Origin of the sequence: Peribacillus sp. NPDC094092 (assembly GCF_050279365.1) — a bacterium.
In the GTDB taxonomy this organism is placed as follows: domain Bacteria; phylum Bacillota; class Bacilli; order Bacillales; family DSM-1321; genus Peribacillus.
The window spans coordinates 1,547,528-1,569,655 of the sequence record NZ_JBNNUC010000001.1 but is presented as its reverse complement, the minus strand read 5'-3'; the positions used below and the strand labels follow the sequence as shown (position 1 = coordinate 1,569,655).

The window sequence follows — 22,128 nt, the reverse complement described above, 5'->3', positions numbered from 1 at the left end:
CGGATCAAACGATAGAATAAAAAAGCCATGAAAAAATAGCCGTTAAACTATCGTTTCATCATCTCAATCCCCGAAGAATAAGAAACGTGAAAAATTCAAGGCAGGTCTCCTGACTCATGATCATCCTACTTTGAGTCCTTCCCGTATAGAGAGCTATACAGTGGGTTTCTCATTTCGTCACATTTACAGTTGCGGGGACAGTTCCGGGTTTACACCGGATTCCCTTTTCAGCCATCACTGGCACCTTGGATTATAAAAAATTCTATATATAGTTATTAATAATGTTTATGTAATCAATATCTAGTATTTCTGCTTATATTATCGTAAGCCATATACGATGATAATTCAACTAATATATTTGAAAAAAACCAACCCTTATCTATTGACAAATTGATTGCAGAGTGTGAAGGAATGAAAGATTTTATTGGGGATTGGGTAATTCAAGCGCTGATTTTACGCGATTTTGTGTTAAAATAAATTGTCTAGTAAAGGTGGCTCTCCCTTATTGATTGAGGGGATTCGCGGAAAAATTTTTAAGAAAAAGGGGATAAAATCTTGGAAAAAGTATTAGTTTTTGGACATAAAAACCCGGATACAGACACAATCTGTTCAGCAATCGCTTATGCAGACCTGAAAAAGCAGTTAGGTATCAACGCTGAACCAGTTCGTCTGGGTGAAGTGAATGGTGAAACTCAATATGCATTGGACCAATTCAAATTCGAAGCTCCCCGTCTCGTGGAAAAAGTTGCAGGGGAAGCTGAAGGCGTAATCCTGGTCGATCATAACGAACGCCAGCAAAGTGCTGAAGATATTGACCAAGTCCGTGTGTTGGAAGTTATCGACCATCACCGTATCGCTAACTTTGAAACAAGCGATCCACTATATTACCGTGCGGAACCAGTTGGCTGTACGGCAACCATTTTAAATAAAATTTATAAAGAAAACGGAATTGAAGTCCCTAAAGCAATCGCAGGTCTTATGTTATCTGCCATCATTTCCGATTCGTTATTGTTCAAATCTCCTACATGCACGGAGCAAGACGTTGCAGCAGCAATGGAACTGGCTGCCATTGCGGGAGTCGACGCTGAAACATACGGCTTGGAATTGTTGAAAGCCGGAGCTGACTTGAGCGACAAAACGATTGCCCAGCTTATTACCCTTGATGCAAAGGAATTTTCCATGGGAATGGCTAAAGTGGAGATAGCACAGGTCAATGCTGTAGATCCGAACGAAGTCCTTGCTAAGCAAGCAGAATTGGAAGCGGCGATTGAAGCGGTCATCGCTGAGAAGGAATTGGACTTGTTCCTTTTTGTCGTAACGGATATCTTGACTAATGATTCTGCTGCCTTGGCTCTTGGTAAAGCAGCTTATGCAGTGGAAAAAGCATACGACGTTTCATTAAACAATAACATCGCCGTTTTGGAAGGCGTTGTATCGCGTAAAAAACAAATCGTGCCGGTCTTAACGGACGTATTCAGCAAATAATAAAGGAACAGGGGTGCTCATTAAAAACATGGGCATCCTTTTTCTGCACATGCAAAAAAAGACTCAAGCACCATTAACGGTGCTTGAGTCTTTTTACTTAATTCAGAGCTTCCTTTTCTTTTTCATAGGCAATGACAATCAGTTCTTTATTGGCTTCCTCGCCAAGTCTGCTTTCAAAGCTTTTCAATTCATTCAATAAATCCGGTGACAGATTTGCTGCCGTATAATCCTGCTCGGGTGTCATGCTTTTCGCTCCTTTCAAAAGGAAATAATTCATGTTATCTATTTTGTCGCTTTGAAAAGTTTCTATTCAGCAAAATTTTACTCTTCAAGAAATTTTACTTTCTGAGGTGGCGAGTTTTTCAAGCAATAACGAACTTTCTTCATCGAGTCCTTGCACTTGGACAGGTATTCCCAGAAGCTGATATTTAATGACAACCGTATCAACAGCACCGACTGCTGAAGCATCCCATATTTTAGAATGGGAAAAGTCGATGACGATTGAATCGGCTTTTTCCTTGAAATCGAACTTCGAAACAAAGTCCTGGACAGAAGCGAAAAATACTTGCCCGCTGATATGGTAAATGGTTTTCTTAGCCTGGATATCTTCCGTTTTCACTACAGCCACTTTAGAAATTTTGGCCGAGAAGAAGATCATGCTCAAGAGCACTCCGGCAAATACCCCTTTTGATAAATCATGTGTATAAAGGACAATGAGTACCGTCACGATCATCACGGCTGCATCCGACTTTGGAGCTTTAGTGAGCCTCTTTAGGGAAGACCAGTCAAAGGTCCCGATTGAAACCATGATCATGACTGCGACAAGTGCAGCCATCGGGATTTTAATAAGGACATCATTCAATACCACGATTAATACCATAAGGAATGCGCCAGCTACAAAAGTGGAGAGCCGGCCCCTTCCTCCCGATTTAATATTGATACCGGATTGGCCGATCATCGCACATCCCGCCATGCCGCCAAAGCACCCGGCAATGATATTCGAAATCCCTTGGCCTTTGGCTTCCTTATTTTTATTACTGTCCGTGTCTGTCATCTCATCGACTATTTGAGCTGTCAATAATGATTCAAGCAGCCCGACAAATGCAAGGGCTATGGAATAAGGGAAAATGATCGCCAAAGTTTCGAAGGTCAAAGGGATATCTGGAAGCATGAACATCGGTAGCGCTTCGGTCAATTGCCCCATATCCCCAACCGTTCGCACCGTAGCCCCCGTGGTAACTGCAACGATCGTCATGAATATGATGGCGACAAGTGGTGAAGGTATGACTTTCGTGATCAGCGGAAAAAGATAAATGATAGCTAAAGAAACGGCTGTCATGACATACATGATCCATGTTTCGCCCACGAAATGGGTGAGCTGTGCCGTGAATATCAAGATGGCTAATGAATTCACAAAACCAGTCATGACGGGCTTCGGTATGAATTTCATTAATTTCCCGATTTTTAAAACCCCTAGTAAAATTTGCAGCAAACCAGTCAATATTGTTGCAGCAAGTAAATAGTCCAAGCCGTGATCTTTCACAAGGTCGACCATGACGAGTGCCATTGCGCCAGTGGCTGCCGATATCATTCCCGGCCTGCCGCCGACAAAAGAGATGACGATGGCAATGCAGAATGAGGCATATAGACCAACCATTGGGTCAACGCCAGCAATGATCGAAAAGGCAATCGCCTCCGGAATCAATGCCAAGGCAACGACAATTCCTGATAGAACATCTCCTCTAACGTTGCCGAACCATTCCTGTTTATATCCAGATGTATTCAAAGAAACACTCCTTCTTTCTATATATATGTGTGTATTCAATTCTTTTTTAACGCATTAAATTATAGCATGAGTCCCTCTTTCTATCTATATGGATAATATTAACGACAAACAGAGGGCTATTCATGTCTTATCATAATCGAAAGAAGGTAAAATGCCTAAAGGGGGAGTTCTTTGAAATGACGATGGACTTCAGGAAAGCGCTAAATTACCGCCCATTCGAATCCGACCGAACGAGAAGCGGAAAAAGCCCCGGAATGGGACCATGAAGAAATCATCGTGACTGATGATATGATGATTTTTAATGATACCGGTGGAAAAGGAAAATAAATTCGCAGTCTCATACTGGGAGGGGATCTATCATTATATATTGGTGATGCGCCGATGAAGCTTTTGTTGACGATACATATGGGGTGGCGGAACCAGCAATAATCTGGAGGATTATTACTAAGCTTACAAACAGGCCATCATGCCTATAATGTCAGTCGAAATGCAATTCCGAAAAATAGCTTGGCCATTTTTGACGAATTAGGCTCTTGTGCGCTTTTGAATAATTTGGAAAGACCTGGACTTGCCGAGTTATTACTTAAGAAATATTGGGCCCATTTGATGGAATATCAAAGGGAAGAGGAGTAGTGCTTATAACCTGATGATTTATATGAATCGAGCAAGTTATATTCCGCCGCACATTCACTTTACATGGTCGTGATTGATTTTTTTTGTGTTCTGGGTAAGGAGGCATGAAAATGATGGAAATTGTTACCGAAACAATAACTTCCCTTTTCAACATACATGGAAGTGGTGAGGGAGAAAAGGCCAGCTCCATCAAAGTTTTTGGAGTAGGAACCCTCCCGGTGTCAAGAGGCTATTCCTTATCAATGATACTTGATTTACATTTAGGACATGTCACTTCTTTATAATGCTTGAACCTGATCTTTCGAAGGTCGCTTCTGGTCAACATTGCGAATACATTATACCTTGTGCCGCATGCACAGGTATTTTTATCTTTAACTATGTGTCTCTCATCTGTTGTAGGTGAATAAATGGTTGGAAAAAACATATATAACCCTCCAATTTTTAATTTTAGGCAAATTAAAAAGGGGCAATTGATAATAAAGTGATCCATTCAAGAAAAATCTTGGCAGCCCGGCTGCCATGACAACTAAGATGTTGTGTTAGGCCCGTGGCTTTGCGTCTTTTACTTTCATAAAATTTGCCTAAAATAATCTTAACATAAAATTTGATGCGTTATGAAGTGTTATGGCTGAGGCAGGCCTTATCCTTTTATTAAGTATCAACAGCAATCAGCGGGATTGTCCAAATATAGAAGGAAACTAGAGAAGAAAGGTTTGGACCGGTCACTTTTTTGTTGCTAGGTATATAAAATGGTTTCTTGGATTCGTACAAAAAGCGCAAATGAAAGAGACTCTTTTAATACGCTATGTACCGATAGTTTGGAACCCATGTGCAGCAGCCGGTTTCCAATATTCCTTTTTCATGTGTGCAGGACTCTTGTTCGTATTTGACTTCACTGCCTGTATCGGAATAAGGCCGAAATGAAATCCGGTTCCAGAATTAACCAGTACTGCAGCTGTATGAGTGTTAAACATGAGAAAGCCCGCTTCCATCTGGAAGCAGGCTTTCTTGCCAAAGTGTGATTAATGTGATCTGGCTAACTCCGGATTGCGGTGCATCGCGAAATAGAGGACAAGTCCTGCTATGAGGAGTAACGTGCTGGTCGTGATGAAAACGGCGGAGAATCCGTAGAAGCCAGCAACCATCCCGCCCATCGCGGGTCCAATGATATTGCCTAAAAAGCGCAGGCTCGTATTGTACCCAAGTACTTCCCCCTGCATTGCGACAGGAGCTTCCTGGCGAATGTAGGCAATCCTTACAGGGATGATGCCGCCTATTGCCATGCCAAGTATGAAACGTACCAAAACAAGCTGCCAAAAATGATTGATGAAGGCACCGGGCAAGTAGACTGTAGCAGTTAGAAAAAGAAGCAGCACAAGAATCTTCACATGTCCATGACGATCACCTATCTTGCCCCAGTGACGGGCCATCAATAAATTCCCCAGGCCTGCTGCAGAAAAGGCGATACCTGAATAAAGTCCAAGATTGGAAGTTCCATGCAGCTCGCCAACGTATAAAGAAAGAATGGGCTGAATGCTGAAGTGGGCAACTTGAACAAGTGTCGAAATGAGCATGACATTGACTAGGATGGGATTCCTCAAGATATGCGATAGGACCTCCCTGCTAGTATAACTCGACTTTGTACCCTTCTGCCGTTCCATTCGATACTCCTTGGTTGCAAAAACAAGAAGTCCAGAGATGAAAATGGTGATGGACGTGAATTTAAAGGCGGTTGAATAGCCGAGTGTGTCTGCAAGCAGGCCGCCAAGCATTGGTCCGAAAAGGGAACCGGTTATATTTCCTGTTTGCAATGTTCCCAGTACGCGTCCGGCAATTTCTTTAGGAGTCTGTGTTGAAATGAAGGCTTGTGACATGGAAATGAAGCCAGTGAATATTCCTGTGAACATCCTTAAGACGAATAGCTGCCAAACATTTTCAACGAACCCCATCAAGAAAATGGACAGCCCCATCCCAAAGGCACAGGCAATCAAAATTTTCTTTCTGCCATACCGATCGCCAATTCGTCCCCAAATGGGAGAAAATAAAAAGGCAGTAACAAAAGTGATTCCAAATGTCCAACCGGACCAGTGCTGGATATATTGAGTCGAATAATCTCCGAATGTACCAATGTATAAAGATATGAATGGAAGAACCATCGTCATGCTCCCGCCTATGAAGAAATTGGCGAACCACATGATGAAAAGATTCCGTTTTGCTATTTTATGAGCATTCATTTTACATTCAACACTTCTTTCCTCCGAAAAAACTTCGGGTTCCTAAATAATAGTATACATAATTTAACTAATTTATTAAACGAATTTGTTTTACTGGTTTTTTAATGAATATCCAAATGGTATAATGTGAAAATATTGATTTTTCAGAAAAATCAATCAAACAAAGGTATTCACTTTTTCATTTAAAGGAGTTTTTAACATGTTGACGATTTTAGGATTTTGCATGATTTTAACGTTTCTGGTCTTAGTCATCACAAAACGCTTATCAGTGGTTGTCGCCTTTATCTTTACGGCAATAGCTTTTGGCCTGATTGGTGGCTTTGCCTCGGAAATGGGAGATATGATGGTTGCGGGTATTTTAAAGGTGACACCGACAGCAGTCATGATCGTTTTTGCCATTCTATACTTTGGTTTAATGATTGACGTTGGTTTATTTGAACCCATGATCGCTAAAATACTCAGTTTTGTTAAAGGAGATCCGTTAAAGGTCGTCATGGCAACAGCCATTATAACCATGTTGGTAGGTTTGGACGGAGACGGTTCTTCCACATTCATGATCACCGTTTCAGCCATGCTGCCGCTTTATATCAAACTAGGGATGAACAGGCTAATATTGGCCTGTGTCGTTGGTTTAGCCGCTGGCGTCATGAATATGATTCCTTGGGGAGGTCCTTTGGTAAGGGCAGCCGCGAGCCTTCAAGTCGAAGTATCGGAGTTATTCATTCCGCTCATTCCGGTGATGATTTGCGGTCTGATATGGACACTTTTTTCGGCATATGTACTCGGCAAAAAGGAAAGGGCGAGATTGGGAGTCAGCACGATGGAGACTCCCATTCCAAAAGGCATGGGCGAACAGGCTGCAGCTGTTGAAACCGCACCAAAAGGGACCACTAAGCTTTTTTGGTTTAACTGGTTCTTGACGATCCTATTGATGATATTGCTTGTGATGGAAGTGCTGCCGATCCAAATCTTATTTGCCGCTGCTTTTGCGATTGCATTATTTGTTAACTTTCCGAACCCAAAAGAACAGCAGGAAAGGATTTTAAGTCATGCCAATAGTTTCGTGATGATCTGTACACTCATTTTTGCAGCAGGGATTTTTACGGGTGTATTCACAGAAACGAAGATGATGGACTCGATGGCCGATTCAATCGTAACCGTCATTCCGGATTGGCTCGGGGCACATTTACCACTGGTGGTAGCGCTGACGAGCATTCCGATGGGGTTCATTTTTTCACCTGATGCCTATTACTTTGGCATCCTGCCAATAATAAGTGAAACGGCATCGAATTTCGGCATTTCCCCTGTAGAAATCGGAAGGGCGGCATTATTAGGCCATTCGACTGCAGGGTTCCCATTATCGCCGTTGGTGCCTGCAACATTCATATTGATTGGTCTTGTAGGCGTGGATTTTGGGGATCACCAAAAATTCCTGTTTAAATGGGCATTTGGGACAACCATCATCATGACGATTGCAGCCATTACTTTCGGGGTCATCACTTTGTAAAAAGTGAGCCCATTAAGCTATAATCCAAAATTCATGTCTGTGAATTTAGTAAGGGGTCCGCCCTCACGATATAATCTATTTTCCTATTTATTCCCCTTATTGTTTATTATTCCATGATGGTGGAAAGTAATAAGAGGAAGATACATATAAGAGAGTGAGGGATTTTATATGAACTATAAACAAAAACTTATGCTGCCTATGTGTGCTGCCCTTTTCCTGTATGGATGTAATTCAGCGGATGATTCAAATCAGTCCGACAATGAAGCCGAGGACATGACTACAGTGGGACAAGGAACAGAAACAGGGGTTGACCCGCAGGTGAAAGCGGAAGTTAAAGATGTAGAAGGTAAAACACTTGGGACGGTTAACTTTGCCGCCGAAGAGAATACTGTGGTGATCGAGACTGCTTTGGAAGGCCTTGAGCCAGGCTATCATGGATTCCATGTCCACGAAAACGCAGTATGTGAGCCGGATGCTAAGGAAGGTCCTTTCACTACAGCGGGAGGACACTTTAATCCAACTGATGAAAAGCACTCTAAACATGCAGGGGATATGCCCCCATTATATGTAAAAGAGGATGGGACAGCCAAATATACGGCAACATTGGATAACATGACGATAGATCAGCTGAAGAAAGAAGAGTTGGCTGTAATCGTCCATGCGAATCCTGACAATTTTGCCAATATTCCTGACCGTTATGAAGCCAATGGAAAAAAAGGACCGGATGTTGATACCTTGAAAACCGGTGATGCAGGCGATAGGCAAGCTTGTGGGATTGTTGTAAGTGCAGAGGAAAAATAACATCAATGAAAAGAGCGATCCCTCTAAAGAGGGGATCGCTCTTTTCATTGAAGATAAAACCGCTGACCGCTAAAATCTTAAGGGTGAATTCATTCTTTTTACGTATTAAGAAGGTTTTTTCTATTGTGATATAGAAGTAAGAGTGGAAGTAATATTGTATTGGAAGCAGATGGTATGAAAAGATCGTAGTTAACTTTGCAGTGTTTTAGTATAGAAAGAAAGATTTGGTTTAAATGGAAAAAACCCGAATAGGGATCATGTCCACTGATTCGGGTTTGCTTTATCATTTAGCGGTACTGGTTTCTTCGATTTGCTGTAATCTCTCAGCCACTTCTTCTTCAGAAAGGTTATGCTCGACTACATAGCGGTTACGGGGATGCACTCGGCATTCATGAGTACAGCTGCGCATATGTTTGTGCTCGTTCTCTTCACTGCAAAGGATTTTCTTGTTGCATTCAGGGTTAGCACAATTAACGTATCGTTCACAAGGTTCGCCGGAATAAATATCGCGCCCGACAATGACATGTTCCTTTTGATTGATAGGTACGGCAATCCTTTCATCGAATACATACATTTGGCCATCCCAAAGCTCACCTTGGACTTCGGGATCTTTTCCGTATGTTGCGATGCCGCCGTGCAGTTGGCTTACATCTTCAAAGCCTTCTTCGACAAGCCAGCCGGAGAATTTCTCACAGCGGATACCGCCGGTGCAATACGTTAGGATTTTTTTGCCTTCGAACATTTCTCTATTTTCCTGGACCCAATCCGGAAGTTCACGGAAATTCGTGATTTCTGGCTTGATTGCACCCCTGAAATGTCCCAAATCGAATTCATAGTCATTTCTGGCATCAAGGACGATGGTATTTTCATCTTGCATTTGCTCGAAGAACTCCTTCGGGCTCAAGTATTTGCCTGTCGTCCGGTTCGGGTTGATGTCTTCTTCCAAACGAAGCGTTACAAGTTCATTTCGTGGACGAACATGCATTTTTTTGAAAGCATGGCCTTCAGCTTCATCTATTTTAAACACGATATCGGCAAAGCGGGGATCGCTTTTCATCATGTCCATATATTTGTTGGTTTGTTCGATCGTACCAGAAACTGTTCCGTTGATACCTTCTGCAGCAACCAAGATACGGCCTTTCAATTCAAGCGCTTTACATGCCGCAAGATGCTCGGCTGCGAATTCTTCGTGATTCTCGATGGGTACATACAAATAATAAAGTAATACTCTATATGGTTTTGTTTCCATTTCTATTTACCACCTATGTTTTATATTTGCAAGATATAAAGGGTGATCATTTAGACACTTTTCTCTTACAGATAATCATTATACCAAGAAAACGTAAAAATGATAAGGGCATGAAGAAAAATCAAAAGGAGCTGTATGGAATGTTGAAAGAGTTAATGAGATATCCAATCATTCAAGCACCGATGGCAGGAGGAGCTTCCAACCCGGAGCTTGCGGCTTCAGTATCCAATGCAGGAGGGTTGGGCTTTCTCGCAGCTGGCTATAAGACTGCAGAAGAGATGAAGGACGAGATAGGGCAGACCCGTCAGTTGACTGAGCACCCTTTTGGCGTGAATGTTTTTGTGCCAGGCAACGAGGCGGTGGAAGAATATATATTATCTGCCTATCGTGAAAAGATCAAAAAAGAGGCCGAGAGCGTTGGGGCTGAGATTGGAAATGCAGATACCGATGACGATGATTGGGGAAATAAAATAACGGCTTTGAAGGAGGCTGGGGTCGCTGTCGTCAGTTTTACGTTTGGATGTCCAACGGAGGATGTTATAAGGGAGCTTCAAGATGCCGGTTCCCTTATAGCCGTGACGGTAACCAACCTTCAGGAAGCAAAAAGGGCTGTGGGTGCAGGTGCGGATGCACTATGTGTACAGGGGTTTGAAGCAGGTGGTCACCGGGCCAGCTTTGAGAACCGCACAGAAGATGATTACGGCCTCTTAGTTTTGATACGATTGATACAAGGTGAGCTGAACTTGCCGATCATTGCGGCGGGCGGACTGATGCATGGAAAGGATATTGCGGCTGTACTCAAAGCGGGAGCAACAGCGGCACAATTGGGAACAGCTTTCCTTCGCTGTCCAGAAAGCGGGGCAAGTCCCGTCCATAAGGAGGCTCTGGGGAACCCCCGGTTTACCAAGACCTCTATTACCCGAGCCTTCAGCGGCCGAAGGGCACGCGGGCTGGTGAATCACTTTATAACCGAATTTGATGGCGTTGCACCAGCCGCCTATCCCCATGTCCATCACATGACAAAGCACATGCGAAAAGCGGCTGGACAAAAAAACATTCCTGAACTGATGGCTTTGTGGGCAGGACAAGGGTATAGGTTGAGCAGGGAACTGCCCGCATCGGAATTGGTTGAACTTCTTGTAGAAGAACTAAAATGAGAAGGGTTTGGATGGAGATGGAGATAGAGATAAGGGAATTATTCATGGATGAGCCACCGCCGATGCATTTATTGCTTTTGGCAGATCCTTCAAGGGAAATGGTCGATGATTACTTGGGAAGCGGAACATGCTTTGTTGCCGTGACTGATGAGCGGATGATCGGTGTTTATGTTCTATTGGAAAAAGGCCCAAAACTGATAGAGATAATGAATATCGCGGTGGATGAACGACATCATGGTAGAGGGATCGGCAGGCAATTGATTGAACACGCCATAGGCCATTCAAGGGATCAGGGATATAAAACGATTGAAATCGGCACTGGAAATTCGGGGATAGGGCAGCTAGCTCTTTACCAAAAATGCGGTTTTAGAATAACTGGGGTCGATCGGGATTTTTTTAATAGAAACTATTCCGAGGCCATTTATGAAAATGGGATTCAATGCCAGGATATGATTCGCTTGTCCCAAGGTTTAGACTAAGCAATGATCATCCAAGTTTGACGGTAAAGCTTTACGGACAAAAGTGCGCGTCACATTGCTTAGGGGGAATGAACTTGTTCTTTGGAGATATGATTTATCTTCTTTTTGCTTTACTAATGCCGTTTTTATTTGCGATTGGCGTTTTCATATTCATTCGATCAACGAAAAGGCAAAAGGATTTTTTACCGGAAAATAAAGACTCACATGTAAGATAGCAGCTAGAGAAAAAGAGTGCTAAACAAAGGCACTCTTTTTCATATATTCACCTTTTCAAAAAGGCTTCCAAACTCCTTTTTATACTGGGCCATTCATTCTCGAGGATACTGTAGACCACCGTGTTCCTTATCCTTCCATCCTGCAGCTTTTTCTCCATTCTCAAAATGCCTTCTTCTATGGCGCCGAGCCTGGTTATTGCTGCCCGCGATCTTTTATTGCATTCGTCCGTCCTGAATTCAACCCGGTTCATTTTCCACTTTTCAAAAGCATGCTGCAATAGCAGGTACTTACATTCTGTGTTAATGGCTGTCCGCCATTTGTCGGGATGATACCAAGTCGCACCGATTTCCAGGGATTCATTATGAAATTGAATATTTCTTAAGCTCGTGCTGCCAACTATCGAATCATCAGTCTGGTCGATAACGACAAATGGATAATGTAGTTCCTGTTCCCTTGCTCGTATGCCATCCTTTACATAGGAAATCGCCTCTTCAAATGACAAAATCTTTGTTGCGCTCCATTCCCATATTTCAGTTGGAAGGGAAGCGGCGTAAAGCGGTTCGATATGATGATCCATCATTGGTGTGAGTATCACGTGTTTCCCGAATAATTCGATATATTCCATAGTATCCTCCTCTTGATTGATATCTTCATTATAAAAATATTCTGGTCCTGCTATAAGGACCAAAGCTGATATAATTTATGGAACCAGTTTGAAGGAGGACCAAATGTTTGAAATCACTCTAAACCTAGATAAAACGAATAAAGAAGCTTTATATGTCCAGTTGTATAAATGCTTTATAAAGGAAATCCAGAATGGACAAATAAAGGCCGGAATGAAACTGCCATCTAAACGAAAACTAGCTGTACATTTAGGGATAGGCCTGAATACAGTGGATACGGCTTATCAGCAGTTGATGGCAGAAGGATATGTGGAAAGTCAATTAAGGAAAGGTTATTACGTAGCCGATTTAGAACCGATCTCTCCTTTGAATGAGCCTTTGCCTGTAACAGAAGGGATGATGTGCCCTTCGAATGAAAGGAATGAGATAGATTTCAATCATGGAAGGGTGGACGTGGATTCTTTCCCGCATGCCGTGTGGAAAAAGTGCTTGAACAATACATTGTATCTACAGGAAAGGCAAATGTTCATGAGCGGTGATGCTCAAGGGGAATGGGGGCTCAGGTCTGAGATCTCATCCTATCTATTTCAATCGAGAGGAGTTCGCTGCGGGGCTGATCAAATCATCATTGGGGCAGGTACCCAGTATTTCATCCATCTGCTGAGGTTACTTCTTGGAAATGAGAGGGTATTTGGGCTGGAAGACCCTGGCTTCCATCGAGTAAGGGAGGTACTGAGGTTGGAGGGAGCGGATATGGAATACATACCCTTGGATGAAAGTGGGATGAGAGTGGACTCCTTGAAAGAGAGTGCCGCTAATGTTGCCTATGTCACTCCTTCCCATCAATTTCCTTCGGGGATGATCATGCCGATAACTAGAAGAGTGGAATTGCTGAATTGGGCAGAGGAAAAAAAGGGTTATATCATTGAAGATGATTATGACGGGGAATTCCGACATTCAGGTAAACCGATTCCGTCCCTGCAGGGGTTGGACACAAAGGGAAAGGTCATTTACCTAGGCACGTTTTCAAAGTCGCTCATCCCATCAATCAGGGTGGGATTCATGGTGTTACCCATGGAGCTTGTTTGCCGCTATCAGGAGAAGTTAATTGGATATAAACAGACCGTTTCCAGAATGATTCAGGAAACGCTCTGTCTTTTTATGAAAAATGGACATTGGGAACGCCATCTGAATAAAATGCGAACGATTTATCGTAAAAAGAATAAGGTGCTGCTGAATGCAATCGAAGAGAGCTTCCACGATCGTGTAGCCGTAATCGGTGAAAAGTCAGGATTGCATGTTCTATTAAAAGTGAAAAACGGCAGCAATGAGGCAGATCTCATTCAAAAGGCGGCCAGTGTCGGGGTTAAAGTCCACCCAACTTCGATTTATCATTCTAAGAATATGAAGGATTCGACAGTTTTGATTGGGTACGGTGGTTTAACCGAAAGGGAAATCGAAGCAGGAATCCGACTTTTAAAAATGGCATGGCTATAACTAGGTGCGAAAAAATAAGGAAAAGGCCTTGATTCACACTATTTCAACAAAGATATAAGGTACCCAGTTTAGTTTCTTATATTATTGAGGATTTTAAGGACCGTCTGGAAGAATATTTCCTGTTCTTCCTCTGTAATGCCTTCCAGGGCTTTTCCTTCGATTTTTTCTGCAATCTTAAGACACTTTGTATGTACCTCTTTTCCTCGTGGCGTCAGTTCGATTCGTTGTTCCTGTTCATCTTTTCCAGGAACTTGTTTGATCATATTATTCTGTTCCATGCTGTTGACCGAGCGTGTGATGATAACACTATCAACATCCAGGTAACTGCAAATATCGGGGATTGTGGAATATCCACAGTTCTTTAAATAATTTAGGATTGTCCACTGATTATGGTAAATTTCAAGGGCTGTAATTTGTTCATTCATTTTGCTGACTAATGATCTCGATACTTGTAAATATTGATGAAATAATTGAGTAGGGTTCGTCATATGATTCTCCTTTATAATGGTCGACCAGTCCATTATATTCTTTAATTCTTAAAAGTCTATTGTAAAGAATCATTTTTTTCAGTCAATGTTTATTTTTGGAAGTGAAGCAGGCGAGGGGGAATTCCGGCAGTGTGAATGAATTATGGGGGAGTCCGATTGTACTGAATTTTCGAAAAAATGAAAAGAGGAACCTTTTTGAAGGCAAAAATATATTTTTGCCTTCAAATGTTCGATTAGCAAGTACCGAAGTGCCGCCGAGAATTCAAGACGACACATCACCTTGAAGCTGAATGCTATTATATCCTGCAACCAAAAACCAGCCTTAAAAGTGGCTGGTTTTTGGTTAAACCCTTTCGCTTGTTGAGCGGTGTTTTGTTTCTTTTTTATTTCGTTCTTCTTGTCGTTCATATTTAATTTCATCAATCGGCAAATCATCAATGGGCATGACCACTTGATCACGTTCCAGCTGCTTTTCCTGATCTTTCTTGAATGCCTTGGATTTATCATTACGCTCATCAAGATACTTTTCTTTATCTTTATTATCCAATTCAATCCCTCCATCTCTTTGTATTTCTTTTTCCCCTTATTGAGAAAATAAAACGTATATGCGAAATATATGTGACCCCGTTTCATAAATATAAGGAGAACAGGAAAGTGCAAGGAGGGTTTGTTCAGTGAATGTCGCCGTCTTTTTCCGTTGGTTTTGGAGAGGTATTCTCCTTTTATGCATATTAATCGTCATTCCCTATTCATGGGCTTTGATTTTAGCATTGCTCACCGCCATTCTTTTGGATGGATTGGTCCGCATGATTGGTGAAACGGCAAAGCTGCATCGGTTATGGGCAGTATTGATTTCATTTGCTCTATATGTAGGAGGGCTAATGAGCATCACTTATTTTTCCTTTTCGGTATTAATCAAGAAAGTCATTATCTATTCGGAAGAATTTCCTGGTTTCATACGTGAAGTGTATTTGACGGCTATATTGCCAGTCATTAGGCAATGGGAACGGTATTCCCAAACGCTGCCGCCAAATCTCATACAGTCCATAGAACAAACGATGGAAAAGGGAGTCAGGGCTTTAGAGGGGTTCACGGAGGGCTTTGTTCAGGATATGGTTCAGTTCGTTACACTCATTCCCGGATTTTTCATTGACTTTTTAATTTATTTAATCGCATTATTCTTATTTAGTCTTGAATTGCCTAAGTTAAGAAAAAAGGCGGTCCTCTATTTAAAGACATCCACGTATCAAAAGATTTCGCTAGTTTACCAAGATTTAAGTATGGCAGCCATAGGCTTCATCAAGGCACAAATCCTATTGAGTTTTATAACGTTCATCATGGCTTATGGAGGACTATGGTTATTAAATGTGAAGTATACGATTCCATTGGCACTGTTAATCGTAGTTGTGGACATTCTTCCCATCTTGGGGACGGGATCTGTACTGGTTCCTTGGGCAGTGATTGTTTGGGCTCAAGGAAACCATCATCTAGGTGTTGGCCTCGTCATCCTATTCCTGGTCATTACCATCATTAGAAGGACCATCGAACCGAAAATCTATTCAGCGAATATGGGATTGAGCCCATTGGCCTCTCTGGTCAGCCTTTATTTAGGGTTTAAAATGCTTGGTTTCATCGGGCTTTTCCTTGGGCCTTCGATATTGATTGTTTATGATACGTTAAAGAGGGCAGGTGTCATCAAACCCAATTTCAAAATATGAAAGAGTATTAGATGTTTTTTGCCTGATTTCTTAAATTTGACATATCTTTTACAGCTTTACCTTGACCGTTGCAATGATTGCAGTCCCGGGAAAAGAATTGCAGATAACGGGTTTTCCCTTTCCCTTTGCAGTGTTGGCAAATGGTTATGAGTTTCATGATTCCTCACTCCTTCAAAAAGTATCGCTTTTCTAACAGTATGAAACAATTAAGGTAGAACTATACTTCATGTAATCATTCAATGTTAAATGAAGCAGGTTTTATATAATATGTATTTATTTCATTTCATGTACCAGTCGGAAAAAAATAACCCCCGCTCCTATTGTCGATTAGGAACGGGGGGTATTATCATGAAACGATTTCAGTTTGTGATATCATCGGGAATTCTTTTACTTCGCTTACGAATTTTGCTTGTTTGTATATTTCAATATAACGAATATGGTGATCTTCCATTTCTTTTATCCTAAAGTTATAGGGACCATAAGTCAGGATATCACCTTGTTTGGCCTCGTAATTCTCGGTAAGGATCCATCCGCCCATCGTATCGATATCCTCATCATTGATATCCAATCCAAGTAAATCATTCACTTCACTGACTAATACCTTGGCATCGATGATGTAGTGATCTTCTTTTAATTTGCGGACATCCGGAACTTCATCCAGGTCGAACTCATCGCGGATATCGCCAACGATTTCTTCAAGGATATCTTCAACGGTCACCAGTCCTGACGTACCGCCGTATTCATCCATTAGGATAGCCATGTGGATGCGCTCCTTCTGCATTTTTAAAAGTAAATCGTGAATTGGAATACTGTCAATGACACGGATGATCGGACGAACATATCGTTGGATCGTTGATGCTGCCTGATTATTCCTGTCTATCATTTCAGTGAATAGCTCTTTTATATTGACCATTCCGATGACATGGTCTTTATCACCGTCAATGACAGGATATCGTGTAAAGTTCTCTTCCGCCATGACGGTGAAAAACTGTTGGATCGTATCATCTTTGGATACCGTTGCAATTTCTGTACGTGGAACCATGATTTCTTTTGCAATCCGATCATCGAATTCAAAAATTTTATTCACATATTTAAACTCTGATTGGTTAATTTCGCCACTTTTGTAGCTTTCGGAAACAATGATACGAAGCTCTTCTTCTGTATGAGCCAAATCATGTTCGGAAACTGCTTTTAATCCTAGCATTCTTGTAAGCGTCCTTGCAGAGCCATTCAGTACCCAGATGAATGGATACATGATTTTGTTAAAACCAATTAAAGGTTTGGAAACCAATAAAGTTACTCGCTCTGCTTTTTGAATCGCCAATGTTTTTGGTGCCAATTCCCCAACAACCACATGGATGAAGGTAATTAAAGAAAAGGCAATTGCAACCGAGAGCGCATGTGAAGCTGAATTTGGAAGATTCAATTGATTCAAGAGTGGGTGCAAAATCTTTTCAACTGTCGGTTCCCCAAGCACCCCAAGCCCTAGGGCGGTAACGGTAATTCCGAGCTGGCATGTTGAAAGATATTCATCCAGGTTGGATATGACTTTCTTTGCTGAAAGAGCATTCGGCTTTCCTTCTTCAATTAATTGATCGACTCTCGTGCTTCTCACTTTAACAATCGCAAACTCCGTAGCTACAAAAAATGCTGTTAAAGCAATTAAAATGGCAATAAGAACCAAGTTTATTATGTCCAAATAGTCTCCCTTAACTCGCCTTCGAGACGAATAAGGAGTACACCTCCTACATTTTTAAAATATACAAGTATATTTTTTTTGCCGTGCCGAATATGATCGGGAATCATTCAAAATGGCTGTGATAATTGATGTCCAGCCGGTTGAACTCCCATTTCTTTAAGTGATGAAGAGAATAATAGTATATGCCGATTGGCGATGCGCAGACGGGAAATAGAAGAATTTCTGTCTGAAGGAGTGCAGTCATTTTTCAATAGGATGCACATATCCATTACGCAAATCAGCGTCCGCCTGTCAAAACGAATATTCTTTAATGCCCCATCAAATCACCTCAATCTAATTAATTTAAATACTTTCATTATAGAAAGAGTTATTCATTCAGTCAAATAGCTTCAGGCACCTTAAATCCGGTAAATTGCTTGTAAAGTATCAGTTTGAGCCAAAAATTAGCTGTTTTTGACTGTTTTCTTTACTTTATTGTATAATATTATAGAATATTCAGAGAACTACAGGCGGTTTCATAAAAAAATTGGACAGTTTCATTATTTTTTCGATGGCTCATACATATTCTATAGAGTCCAAGACAAGTTTTAAACGCAGGATCGAAGGGGGTGGCAGCCATGAAAATCATGGAAAGGATGGCAGCGATCATTGCCGGAAGCATGCTTGTAGGAGTGGGAATCAATTTTTTCCTGATACCTTATCATTTATTGGATGGAGGCATGATAGGGATTGGGCTGATTTTTCATTACTATATTGGACTTCCGACAGGCCTGGGTGTGATTTTGAGCAGCATTCCATTATATATATATGCTTGGTACTTTGAAAAGAAATTATTCCTGAACAGCTTGCATGGTCTGCTTTTTTCCTCTTTATGCATCGATATTTTTTCCGACGCTGTCACCGGATGGAATCTTCCCATTTATGTTAGTGCGATGATCGGGGGAGGTTTGATTGGATTAGGAATCGGCTTGATGCTTCGGTATGGGACATCAACAGGCGGAACGGATATGCTGGCACAGATCCTATCCAAGAAGAGCGGATTCAATGTAGGTTTGCTGATTTTTATCATTGATGGATGCGTACTTCTTTGCGGATTGAGTGTTGTGGGGACTTCAATCTTTTTATATTCATTTTTAACGATCATCGCGGTAGCCATGCTGACCTCAGTCACCGTGATGCGAACTATTTGATGATGAATCATGTATAAAAATCTGAAAAAAGGAAAGGATGGGCAATATGAAAAGGACAGATTTTTAGTCTAATAAATAGTAAAGGAAAGTTCATATGAAAAAACTTTATATGTTTACTGCGTTGTTAGTTATGCTGGCAGGGTGTCAAGAGTCTGAAATGCCAGAGGATAAGGAAGTCAACAGTGCTGTACCAGAATCTATGGATGCATCAATTGTCATTAAAGGGAAATTGGAGCCTGGAAAAGAAGTCATTCTTGAAACGGCAGTGAAACAGGGAAGCCAATTGGTGAATGAAGCAGATGAGGTACTGTTTGAAGTGAGAAAGTCAGGGCAGGATAAACGGGAAATGCTTGAAGCAAAGAATACTGGAAGTGGCATGTATCAAGTGATGCATACTTTTGAAGAACAAGGCAAATATATTGTAGTCTCCCATGTAACGGCCAAAGGCCTTCATGTGATGCCTGAAAAAGAAGTTGTCGTTCCGGAACATGAAAGTGAAGGCGCATCGGTTCATCCTAGTACGGATGTATCCATCGAGTTTCAAAGTAAACCTGTAAAGGCAGGAAACAGTTCGGACTTTGAAGCGACCGTTGAATTGAATGGGAAGCCACTGACAAATGCAGATGTGAATTTCGAGGTGTGGAAGGAAGGCAGCGAAGAGAGTCATTTCACCAAAGCTGAAGAAGATGGAGATGGAACATATCTAAATAAGGTATCTTTCGAGGAATCGGGAACCTATAAGGTACAGGTGCATGTTGAAAAAGACGAAGTGCATGAACACCAACTGCAAACCATTCAAGTCAATTGATCGTTTTTTGGAGCGAATTGTTTAAACAGGTTTTATTTTTTCGTTAAATGGGAAGTTAAAGGATAACGGTGCAGCAGAAAGGGAGGGTAAGCATGAACAATCAAATAATCAACAAGTATAAAGATCTTGGGATTCATATTGAAAAAACGAAATCACGCCAGGAGATTTTCACTAATGTTTCGCAAAATGATTCATCCTTACTCACCACAGCTGTTTTTTCTCCATTTTCCCCAAAACGGGAGCTAAAAGAATATTGATGCAATGAGACCGGAGTACATATCAGCTGGTCTTTTTTTGTGCATTCGTATATGTGATGCATTCTGAAACTGGATATGAAAAACGAATAGAACGTTATGAGCTGAAATAGGATAGAAGGACAAACAATTTGAAATTAGCGGTAAGGGGAGTCCGATAGCATGATATCACAGCTTATAATGACGATATTGAATTGGTTTGCGGAAATGGGATATATGGGGATTTTATTGGGGCTAATGGTTGAAATCATCCCAAGTGAGCTTGTATTAGGATACGGTGGTTATGTGGTCGGGCTGGGGAAAATGAATTTTTGGGGAGCTGTTCTCGCAGGTGTGGCAGGCGGGACGATGGCACAACTATTTCTCTATTGGGCTGGTTATTATGGAGGACGGCCCTTTCTCTTGAAGTATGGAAAATATATTTTAATCAAAGAAAATCATATTGTAAATGCTGAAGAGTGGTTTCAAAGGTATGGCGTAGGCGTCATTTTTACGGCACGATTCATTCCAGTGGTTCGCCATGCTATTTCCATCCCTGCCGGAATTGCGAGGATGTCCGTATGGAAGTTTATATTTTATACGGTTGCCGCTGTCATACCTTGGACCATATTGTTCCTGACTTTAGGAAGGATCCTCGGCGAGAATTGGCAGCAAATCCGGGAAATAACTGAACCTTATCTTATACCGGCTGCTGGTTTTTCCTTAATCTTTATCATGCTGTATATCTTATGGAAAAAGAAGAGCACTCCTCCAATCGTAACGGTCAAAAAAATGGGACGGTTTCCCGATAAATGAACAAATCGAAAAAACAGCCACGTAAAAATCACCTTTTACGTGGCTGTTTTTAATCATTGCCTTGAGGAAGGTCTTCTTCCAGAGGAAGCTGTACGACCTTTTTTGTGACCTCAATAGAACGAATGGCGTGATCTTCCATTTCAATCACTTTAAAGCAGAATCCGTCTTTTTCCATGATGTCCCCTACCTTCACATCATAATTTTCAGTAAGGACCCATCCGCCTATAGTATCGACATCATCTTCTTCTAAGTGAATGCCAAGTAGATCATTCACTTCTTTTACAAGAAGTTTAGAATCTAAAATATAATGCCCATCTTTAATTTTCCTGATCGAGGCGACTTCATCGATATCGAATTCATCACGAATTTCCCCAACGATTTCCTCGAGGATATCCTCGACTGTGACAAGTCCAGAAGTTCCGCCGTATTCATCCATCAAAATGGCCATATGAATGCGTTCTTTTTGCATTTTTAACAGCAAATCGTGAATTGGTATGTTCTCCATCACCCGAATGATCGGACGAGCGTAATTTTCAATCGCTTTGATATGGATTTCCCGGTTCTTAATAAGATCCGAGAAAACTTCCTTTAAGTTAACTAAGCCGATGACATGGTCTTTATCACCTTCGACAACAGGATATCGAGTGTATTTTTCCAATTTGGCCACATCGACGAATTCCTGTACCGTTTCATCTTTGGATATGGTCATGATTTCTGTTCTCGGAACCATGATTTCCTTGGCAACACGATCATCGAACTCAAAGATGTTATTTACATATTTAAATTCCGACTGGTTAATTTCGCCGCTTTTATAGCTATCTGATAGGATGAAACGTAATTCTTCTTCCGTATGGGCTATTTCGCTTTCCGATGCTGGCTTGAAGCCAAATAATCCGACAACGAATCGGGAAGAATGATTCAATGCCCATATGAAGGGAAAAGCTATCTTATGGAAAAAAATCAGCGGGCCAGCAATTGCCAAGGCTACTTGCTCAGCCTTTTGGATGGCAACCGTCTTTGGTGCCAATTCACCTACAACCACATTCAAGAACGTAATCAGGGAAAATGAAATAACGAATGTCAAAATGCTTGTGACTTCTTGAGGGATGTTCAATGCCTTGAATAAAGGCCCAACCAATTTAAGGACGGTCGGTTGTCCTAGCCACCCCAATCCAAGGGCAGTTACGGTAATTCCAAGCTGTGTCGCGGATAGGTACTCATCAAGATCGGATGTAACCTTCTTTGCAGCAATGGCTTTTTTGTTTCCCTCTTCAATCAATTGATCGATCCTAGAACTGCGAACCCTTATTATCGAAAATTCCGAAGCTACAAAAAAGGCTGTTAAAGCAATTAAAATAATGACAAATAAAAAACTTAATATGTCCAATTAGTGTGGGACTTAATTGAATCGCCAGATGTTGAAAACGATTTAATTATCCCAGTCACCTCCCAAAACCAAATGAATGAAATGATATTAGTATATAAAATGTTAGATGAAAAATAAGTCTC

Annotated in this window: 23 protein-coding genes and 2 riboswitches; of the genes, 13 read left to right on the top strand and 10 right to left on the bottom strand. The window is 41.4% G+C overall.

What is annotated here, in order from left to right; translation table 11 throughout:
* Positions 1-82: 82 nt before the first annotated feature.
* A riboswitch (cobalamin riboswitch) is annotated at positions 83-263 on the bottom strand.
* A gap of 292 nt (positions 264-555) precedes the next feature.
* Positions 556-1,485, top strand: coding sequence for a manganese-dependent inorganic pyrophosphatase (locus ACQKNS_RS07535; RefSeq protein WP_427641859.1), 930 nt, complete (start codon positions 556-558; stop codon positions 1,483-1,485).
* 97 nt (positions 1,486-1,582) lie between these two features.
* Here ACQKNS_RS07535 and ACQKNS_RS07530 read toward each other — a convergent pair whose 3' ends face one another.
* On the bottom strand, positions 1,583-1,729 hold the full coding sequence (locus ACQKNS_RS07530; protein ID WP_179891129.1) for a hypothetical protein: 147 nt from the start codon (positions 1,727-1,729) through the stop codon (positions 1,583-1,585).
* An 84-nt stretch (positions 1,730-1,813) separates the two neighbouring features.
* Complete coding sequence (locus tag ACQKNS_RS07525) at positions 1,814-3,271, bottom strand: SulP family inorganic anion transporter (RefSeq protein WP_427641858.1); 1,458 nt, start codon at positions 3,269-3,271, stop codon at positions 1,814-1,816.
* 743 nt (positions 3,272-4,014) lie between these two features.
* Here ACQKNS_RS07525 and ACQKNS_RS07520 point away from each other — a divergent pair.
* Complete coding sequence (locus ACQKNS_RS07520; RefSeq protein WP_427641857.1) at positions 4,015-4,188, top strand: hypothetical protein; 174 nt, start codon at positions 4,015-4,017, stop codon at positions 4,186-4,188.
* Positions 4,189-4,405: 217 nt separating this feature from the next.
* Positions 4,406-4,496, bottom strand: a riboswitch (cyclic di-GMP riboswitch).
* 211 nt (positions 4,497-4,707) lie between these two features.
* On the opposite strand, the gene ACQKNS_RS07515 is transcribed toward ACQKNS_RS07520, so the two are convergent.
* Both ACQKNS_RS07515 and ACQKNS_RS07510 read right to left on the bottom strand, forming a co-directional pair.
* The gene (locus ACQKNS_RS07515; protein WP_427641856.1) at positions 4,708-4,878 is read right to left on the bottom strand and encodes a hypothetical protein; all 171 of its coding nucleotides are present in this window, start codon (positions 4,876-4,878) and stop codon (positions 4,708-4,710) included.
* Positions 4,879-4,926: 48 nt separating this feature from the next.
* Complete coding sequence (locus ACQKNS_RS07510; protein ID WP_427641855.1) at positions 4,927-6,138, bottom strand: MFS transporter; 1,212 nt, start codon at positions 6,136-6,138, stop codon at positions 4,927-4,929.
* A 199-nt stretch (positions 6,139-6,337) separates the two neighbouring features.
* Here ACQKNS_RS07510 and ACQKNS_RS07505 point away from each other — a divergent pair, with 199 nt between their 5' ends.
* Complete coding sequence (locus ACQKNS_RS07505; protein WP_427641854.1) at positions 6,338-7,645, top strand: CitMHS family transporter; 1,308 nt, start codon at positions 6,338-6,340, stop codon at positions 7,643-7,645.
* A 168-nt stretch (positions 7,646-7,813) separates the two neighbouring features.
* Positions 7,814-8,446: a superoxide dismutase family protein gene (locus tag ACQKNS_RS07500; RefSeq protein WP_427641853.1), complete on the top strand. Its 633-nt coding sequence runs from the start codon at positions 7,814-7,816 to the stop codon at positions 8,444-8,446.
* Between the two features lie 283 nt (positions 8,447-8,729).
* Here the strand turns inward: ACQKNS_RS07500 and ACQKNS_RS07495 are convergent, their stop codons facing one another.
* Entirely contained in the window at positions 8,730-9,695 is a 966-nt protein-coding gene (locus tag ACQKNS_RS07495) for a rhodanese-related sulfurtransferase (protein ID WP_427641852.1), read from the bottom strand.
* 140 nt (positions 9,696-9,835) lie between these two features.
* On the opposite strand from ACQKNS_RS07495, the gene ACQKNS_RS07490 reads away from it, so the two are divergent.
* The 3 genes from ACQKNS_RS07490 to ACQKNS_RS07480 all read left to right on the top strand — a co-directional run bounded on the left by ACQKNS_RS07490 (position 9,836) and on the right by ACQKNS_RS07480 (position 11,546).
* Positions 9,836-10,852: a nitronate monooxygenase gene (locus tag ACQKNS_RS07490; protein WP_427641851.1), complete on the top strand. Its 1,017-nt coding sequence runs from the start codon at positions 9,836-9,838 to the stop codon at positions 10,850-10,852.
* A gap of 23 nt (positions 10,853-10,875) precedes the next feature.
* The gene (locus ACQKNS_RS07485; RefSeq protein ID WP_427642168.1) at positions 10,876-11,331 is read left to right on the top strand and encodes a GNAT family N-acetyltransferase; all 456 of its coding nucleotides are present in this window, start codon (positions 10,876-10,878) and stop codon (positions 11,329-11,331) included.
* Positions 11,332-11,405: 74 nt separating this feature from the next.
* Positions 11,406-11,546: a hypothetical protein gene (locus ACQKNS_RS07480; protein ID WP_427641850.1), complete on the top strand. Its 141-nt coding sequence runs from the start codon at positions 11,406-11,408 to the stop codon at positions 11,544-11,546.
* Between the two features lie 47 nt (positions 11,547-11,593).
* Here the strand turns inward: ACQKNS_RS07480 and ACQKNS_RS07475 are convergent, their stop codons facing one another.
* Entirely contained in the window at positions 11,594-12,172 is a 579-nt protein-coding gene (locus ACQKNS_RS07475) for a GNAT family N-acetyltransferase (RefSeq protein WP_427641849.1), read from the bottom strand.
* 103 nt (positions 12,173-12,275) lie between these two features.
* Between ACQKNS_RS07475 and ACQKNS_RS07470 the strand changes: the two genes are divergently transcribed.
* The gene (locus tag ACQKNS_RS07470) at positions 12,276-13,667 is read left to right on the top strand and encodes a PLP-dependent aminotransferase family protein (RefSeq protein WP_427641848.1); all 1,392 of its coding nucleotides are present in this window, start codon (positions 12,276-12,278) and stop codon (positions 13,665-13,667) included.
* 68 nt (positions 13,668-13,735) lie between these two features.
* Here ACQKNS_RS07470 and ACQKNS_RS07465 read toward each other — a convergent pair whose 3' ends face one another.
* The gene (locus ACQKNS_RS07465; RefSeq protein WP_427641847.1) at positions 13,736-14,155 is read right to left on the bottom strand and encodes a MarR family winged helix-turn-helix transcriptional regulator; all 420 of its coding nucleotides are present in this window, start codon (positions 14,153-14,155) and stop codon (positions 13,736-13,738) included.
* 343 nt (positions 14,156-14,498) lie between these two features.
* Entirely contained in the window at positions 14,499-14,702 is a 204-nt protein-coding gene (locus ACQKNS_RS07460; RefSeq protein ID WP_427641846.1) for a hypothetical protein, read from the bottom strand.
* A gap of 127 nt (positions 14,703-14,829) precedes the next feature.
* Here ACQKNS_RS07460 and ytvI point away from each other — a divergent pair, with 127 nt between their 5' ends.
* Complete coding sequence (gene ytvI / locus ACQKNS_RS07455) at positions 14,830-15,873, top strand: sporulation integral membrane protein YtvI (RefSeq protein ID WP_427641845.1); 1,044 nt, start codon at positions 14,830-14,832, stop codon at positions 15,871-15,873.
* A 346-nt stretch (positions 15,874-16,219) separates the two neighbouring features.
* Here ytvI and ACQKNS_RS07450 read toward each other — a convergent pair whose 3' ends face one another.
* Entirely contained in the window at positions 16,220-17,572 is a 1,353-nt protein-coding gene (locus ACQKNS_RS07450) for a hemolysin family protein (protein ID WP_427641844.1), read from the bottom strand.
* A 617-nt stretch (positions 17,573-18,189) separates the two neighbouring features.
* Here ACQKNS_RS07450 and ACQKNS_RS07445 point away from each other — a divergent pair.
* The 4 genes from ACQKNS_RS07445 (at position 18,190) to ACQKNS_RS07430 (ending at position 20,619) form a co-directional block, all read left to right on the top strand.
* The gene (locus ACQKNS_RS07445) at positions 18,190-18,762 is read left to right on the top strand and encodes a YitT family protein (protein WP_427641843.1); all 573 of its coding nucleotides are present in this window, start codon (positions 18,190-18,192) and stop codon (positions 18,760-18,762) included.
* A 94-nt stretch (positions 18,763-18,856) separates the two neighbouring features.
* Positions 18,857-19,570, top strand: coding sequence for a FixH family protein (locus ACQKNS_RS07440; RefSeq protein ID WP_427641842.1), 714 nt, complete (start codon positions 18,857-18,859; stop codon positions 19,568-19,570).
* Between the two features lie 92 nt (positions 19,571-19,662).
* On the top strand, positions 19,663-19,827 hold the full coding sequence (locus ACQKNS_RS07435; RefSeq protein ID WP_427641841.1) for a hypothetical protein: 165 nt from the start codon (positions 19,663-19,665) through the stop codon (positions 19,825-19,827).
* A gap of 162 nt (positions 19,828-19,989) precedes the next feature.
* Positions 19,990-20,619, top strand: coding sequence for a DedA family protein (locus ACQKNS_RS07430; RefSeq protein WP_427642167.1), 630 nt, complete (start codon positions 19,990-19,992; stop codon positions 20,617-20,619).
* A gap of 49 nt (positions 20,620-20,668) precedes the next feature.
* Here the strand turns inward: ACQKNS_RS07430 and ACQKNS_RS07425 are convergent, their stop codons facing one another.
* On the bottom strand, positions 20,669-22,006 hold the full coding sequence (locus ACQKNS_RS07425) for a hemolysin family protein (RefSeq protein ID WP_427641840.1): 1,338 nt from the start codon (positions 22,004-22,006) through the stop codon (positions 20,669-20,671).
* Between the last annotated feature and the right edge of the window lie 122 nt (positions 22,007-22,128).

Excerpts from the sequence above, each read along its gene's own strand:
- ACQKNS_RS07530 (WP_179891129.1), bottom strand. The coding sequence starts at position 1,729 with ATGACACCCGAGCAGGATTATACGGCAGCAAATCTGTCACCGGATTTA.
- ACQKNS_RS07520 (WP_427641857.1), top strand. The coding sequence starts at position 4,015 with ATGATGGAAATTGTTACCGAAACAATAACTTCCCTTTTCAACATACAT.
- ACQKNS_RS07515 (WP_427641856.1), bottom strand. The coding sequence starts at position 4,878 with ATGTTTAACACTCATACAGCTGCAGTACTGGTTAATTCTGGAACCGGA.
- ACQKNS_RS07510 (WP_427641855.1), bottom strand. The coding sequence starts at position 6,138 with ATGAATGCTCATAAAATAGCAAAACGGAATCTTTTCATCATGTGGTTC.
- ACQKNS_RS07505 (WP_427641854.1), top strand. The coding sequence starts at position 6,338 with ATGTTGACGATTTTAGGATTTTGCATGATTTTAACGTTTCTGGTCTTA.
- ACQKNS_RS07500 (WP_427641853.1), top strand. The coding sequence starts at position 7,814 with ATGAACTATAAACAAAAACTTATGCTGCCTATGTGTGCTGCCCTTTTC.
- ACQKNS_RS07495 (WP_427641852.1), bottom strand. The coding sequence starts at position 9,695 with ATGGAAACAAAACCATATAGAGTATTACTTTATTATTTGTATGTACCC.
- ACQKNS_RS07490 (WP_427641851.1), top strand. The coding sequence starts at position 9,836 with ATGTTGAAAGAGTTAATGAGATATCCAATCATTCAAGCACCGATGGCA.
- ACQKNS_RS07475 (WP_427641849.1), bottom strand. The coding sequence starts at position 12,172 with ATGGAATATATCGAATTATTCGGGAAACACGTGATACTCACACCAATG.
- ACQKNS_RS07470 (WP_427641848.1), top strand. The coding sequence starts at position 12,276 with ATGTTTGAAATCACTCTAAACCTAGATAAAACGAATAAAGAAGCTTTA.
- ACQKNS_RS07465 (WP_427641847.1), bottom strand. The coding sequence starts at position 14,155 with ATGACGAACCCTACTCAATTATTTCATCAATATTTACAAGTATCGAGA.
- ACQKNS_RS07445 (WP_427641843.1), top strand. The coding sequence starts at position 18,190 with ATGAAAATCATGGAAAGGATGGCAGCGATCATTGCCGGAAGCATGCTT.
- ACQKNS_RS07440 (WP_427641842.1), top strand. The coding sequence starts at position 18,857 with ATGAAAAAACTTTATATGTTTACTGCGTTGTTAGTTATGCTGGCAGGG.
- ACQKNS_RS07435 (WP_427641841.1), top strand. The coding sequence starts at position 19,663 with ATGAACAATCAAATAATCAACAAGTATAAAGATCTTGGGATTCATATT.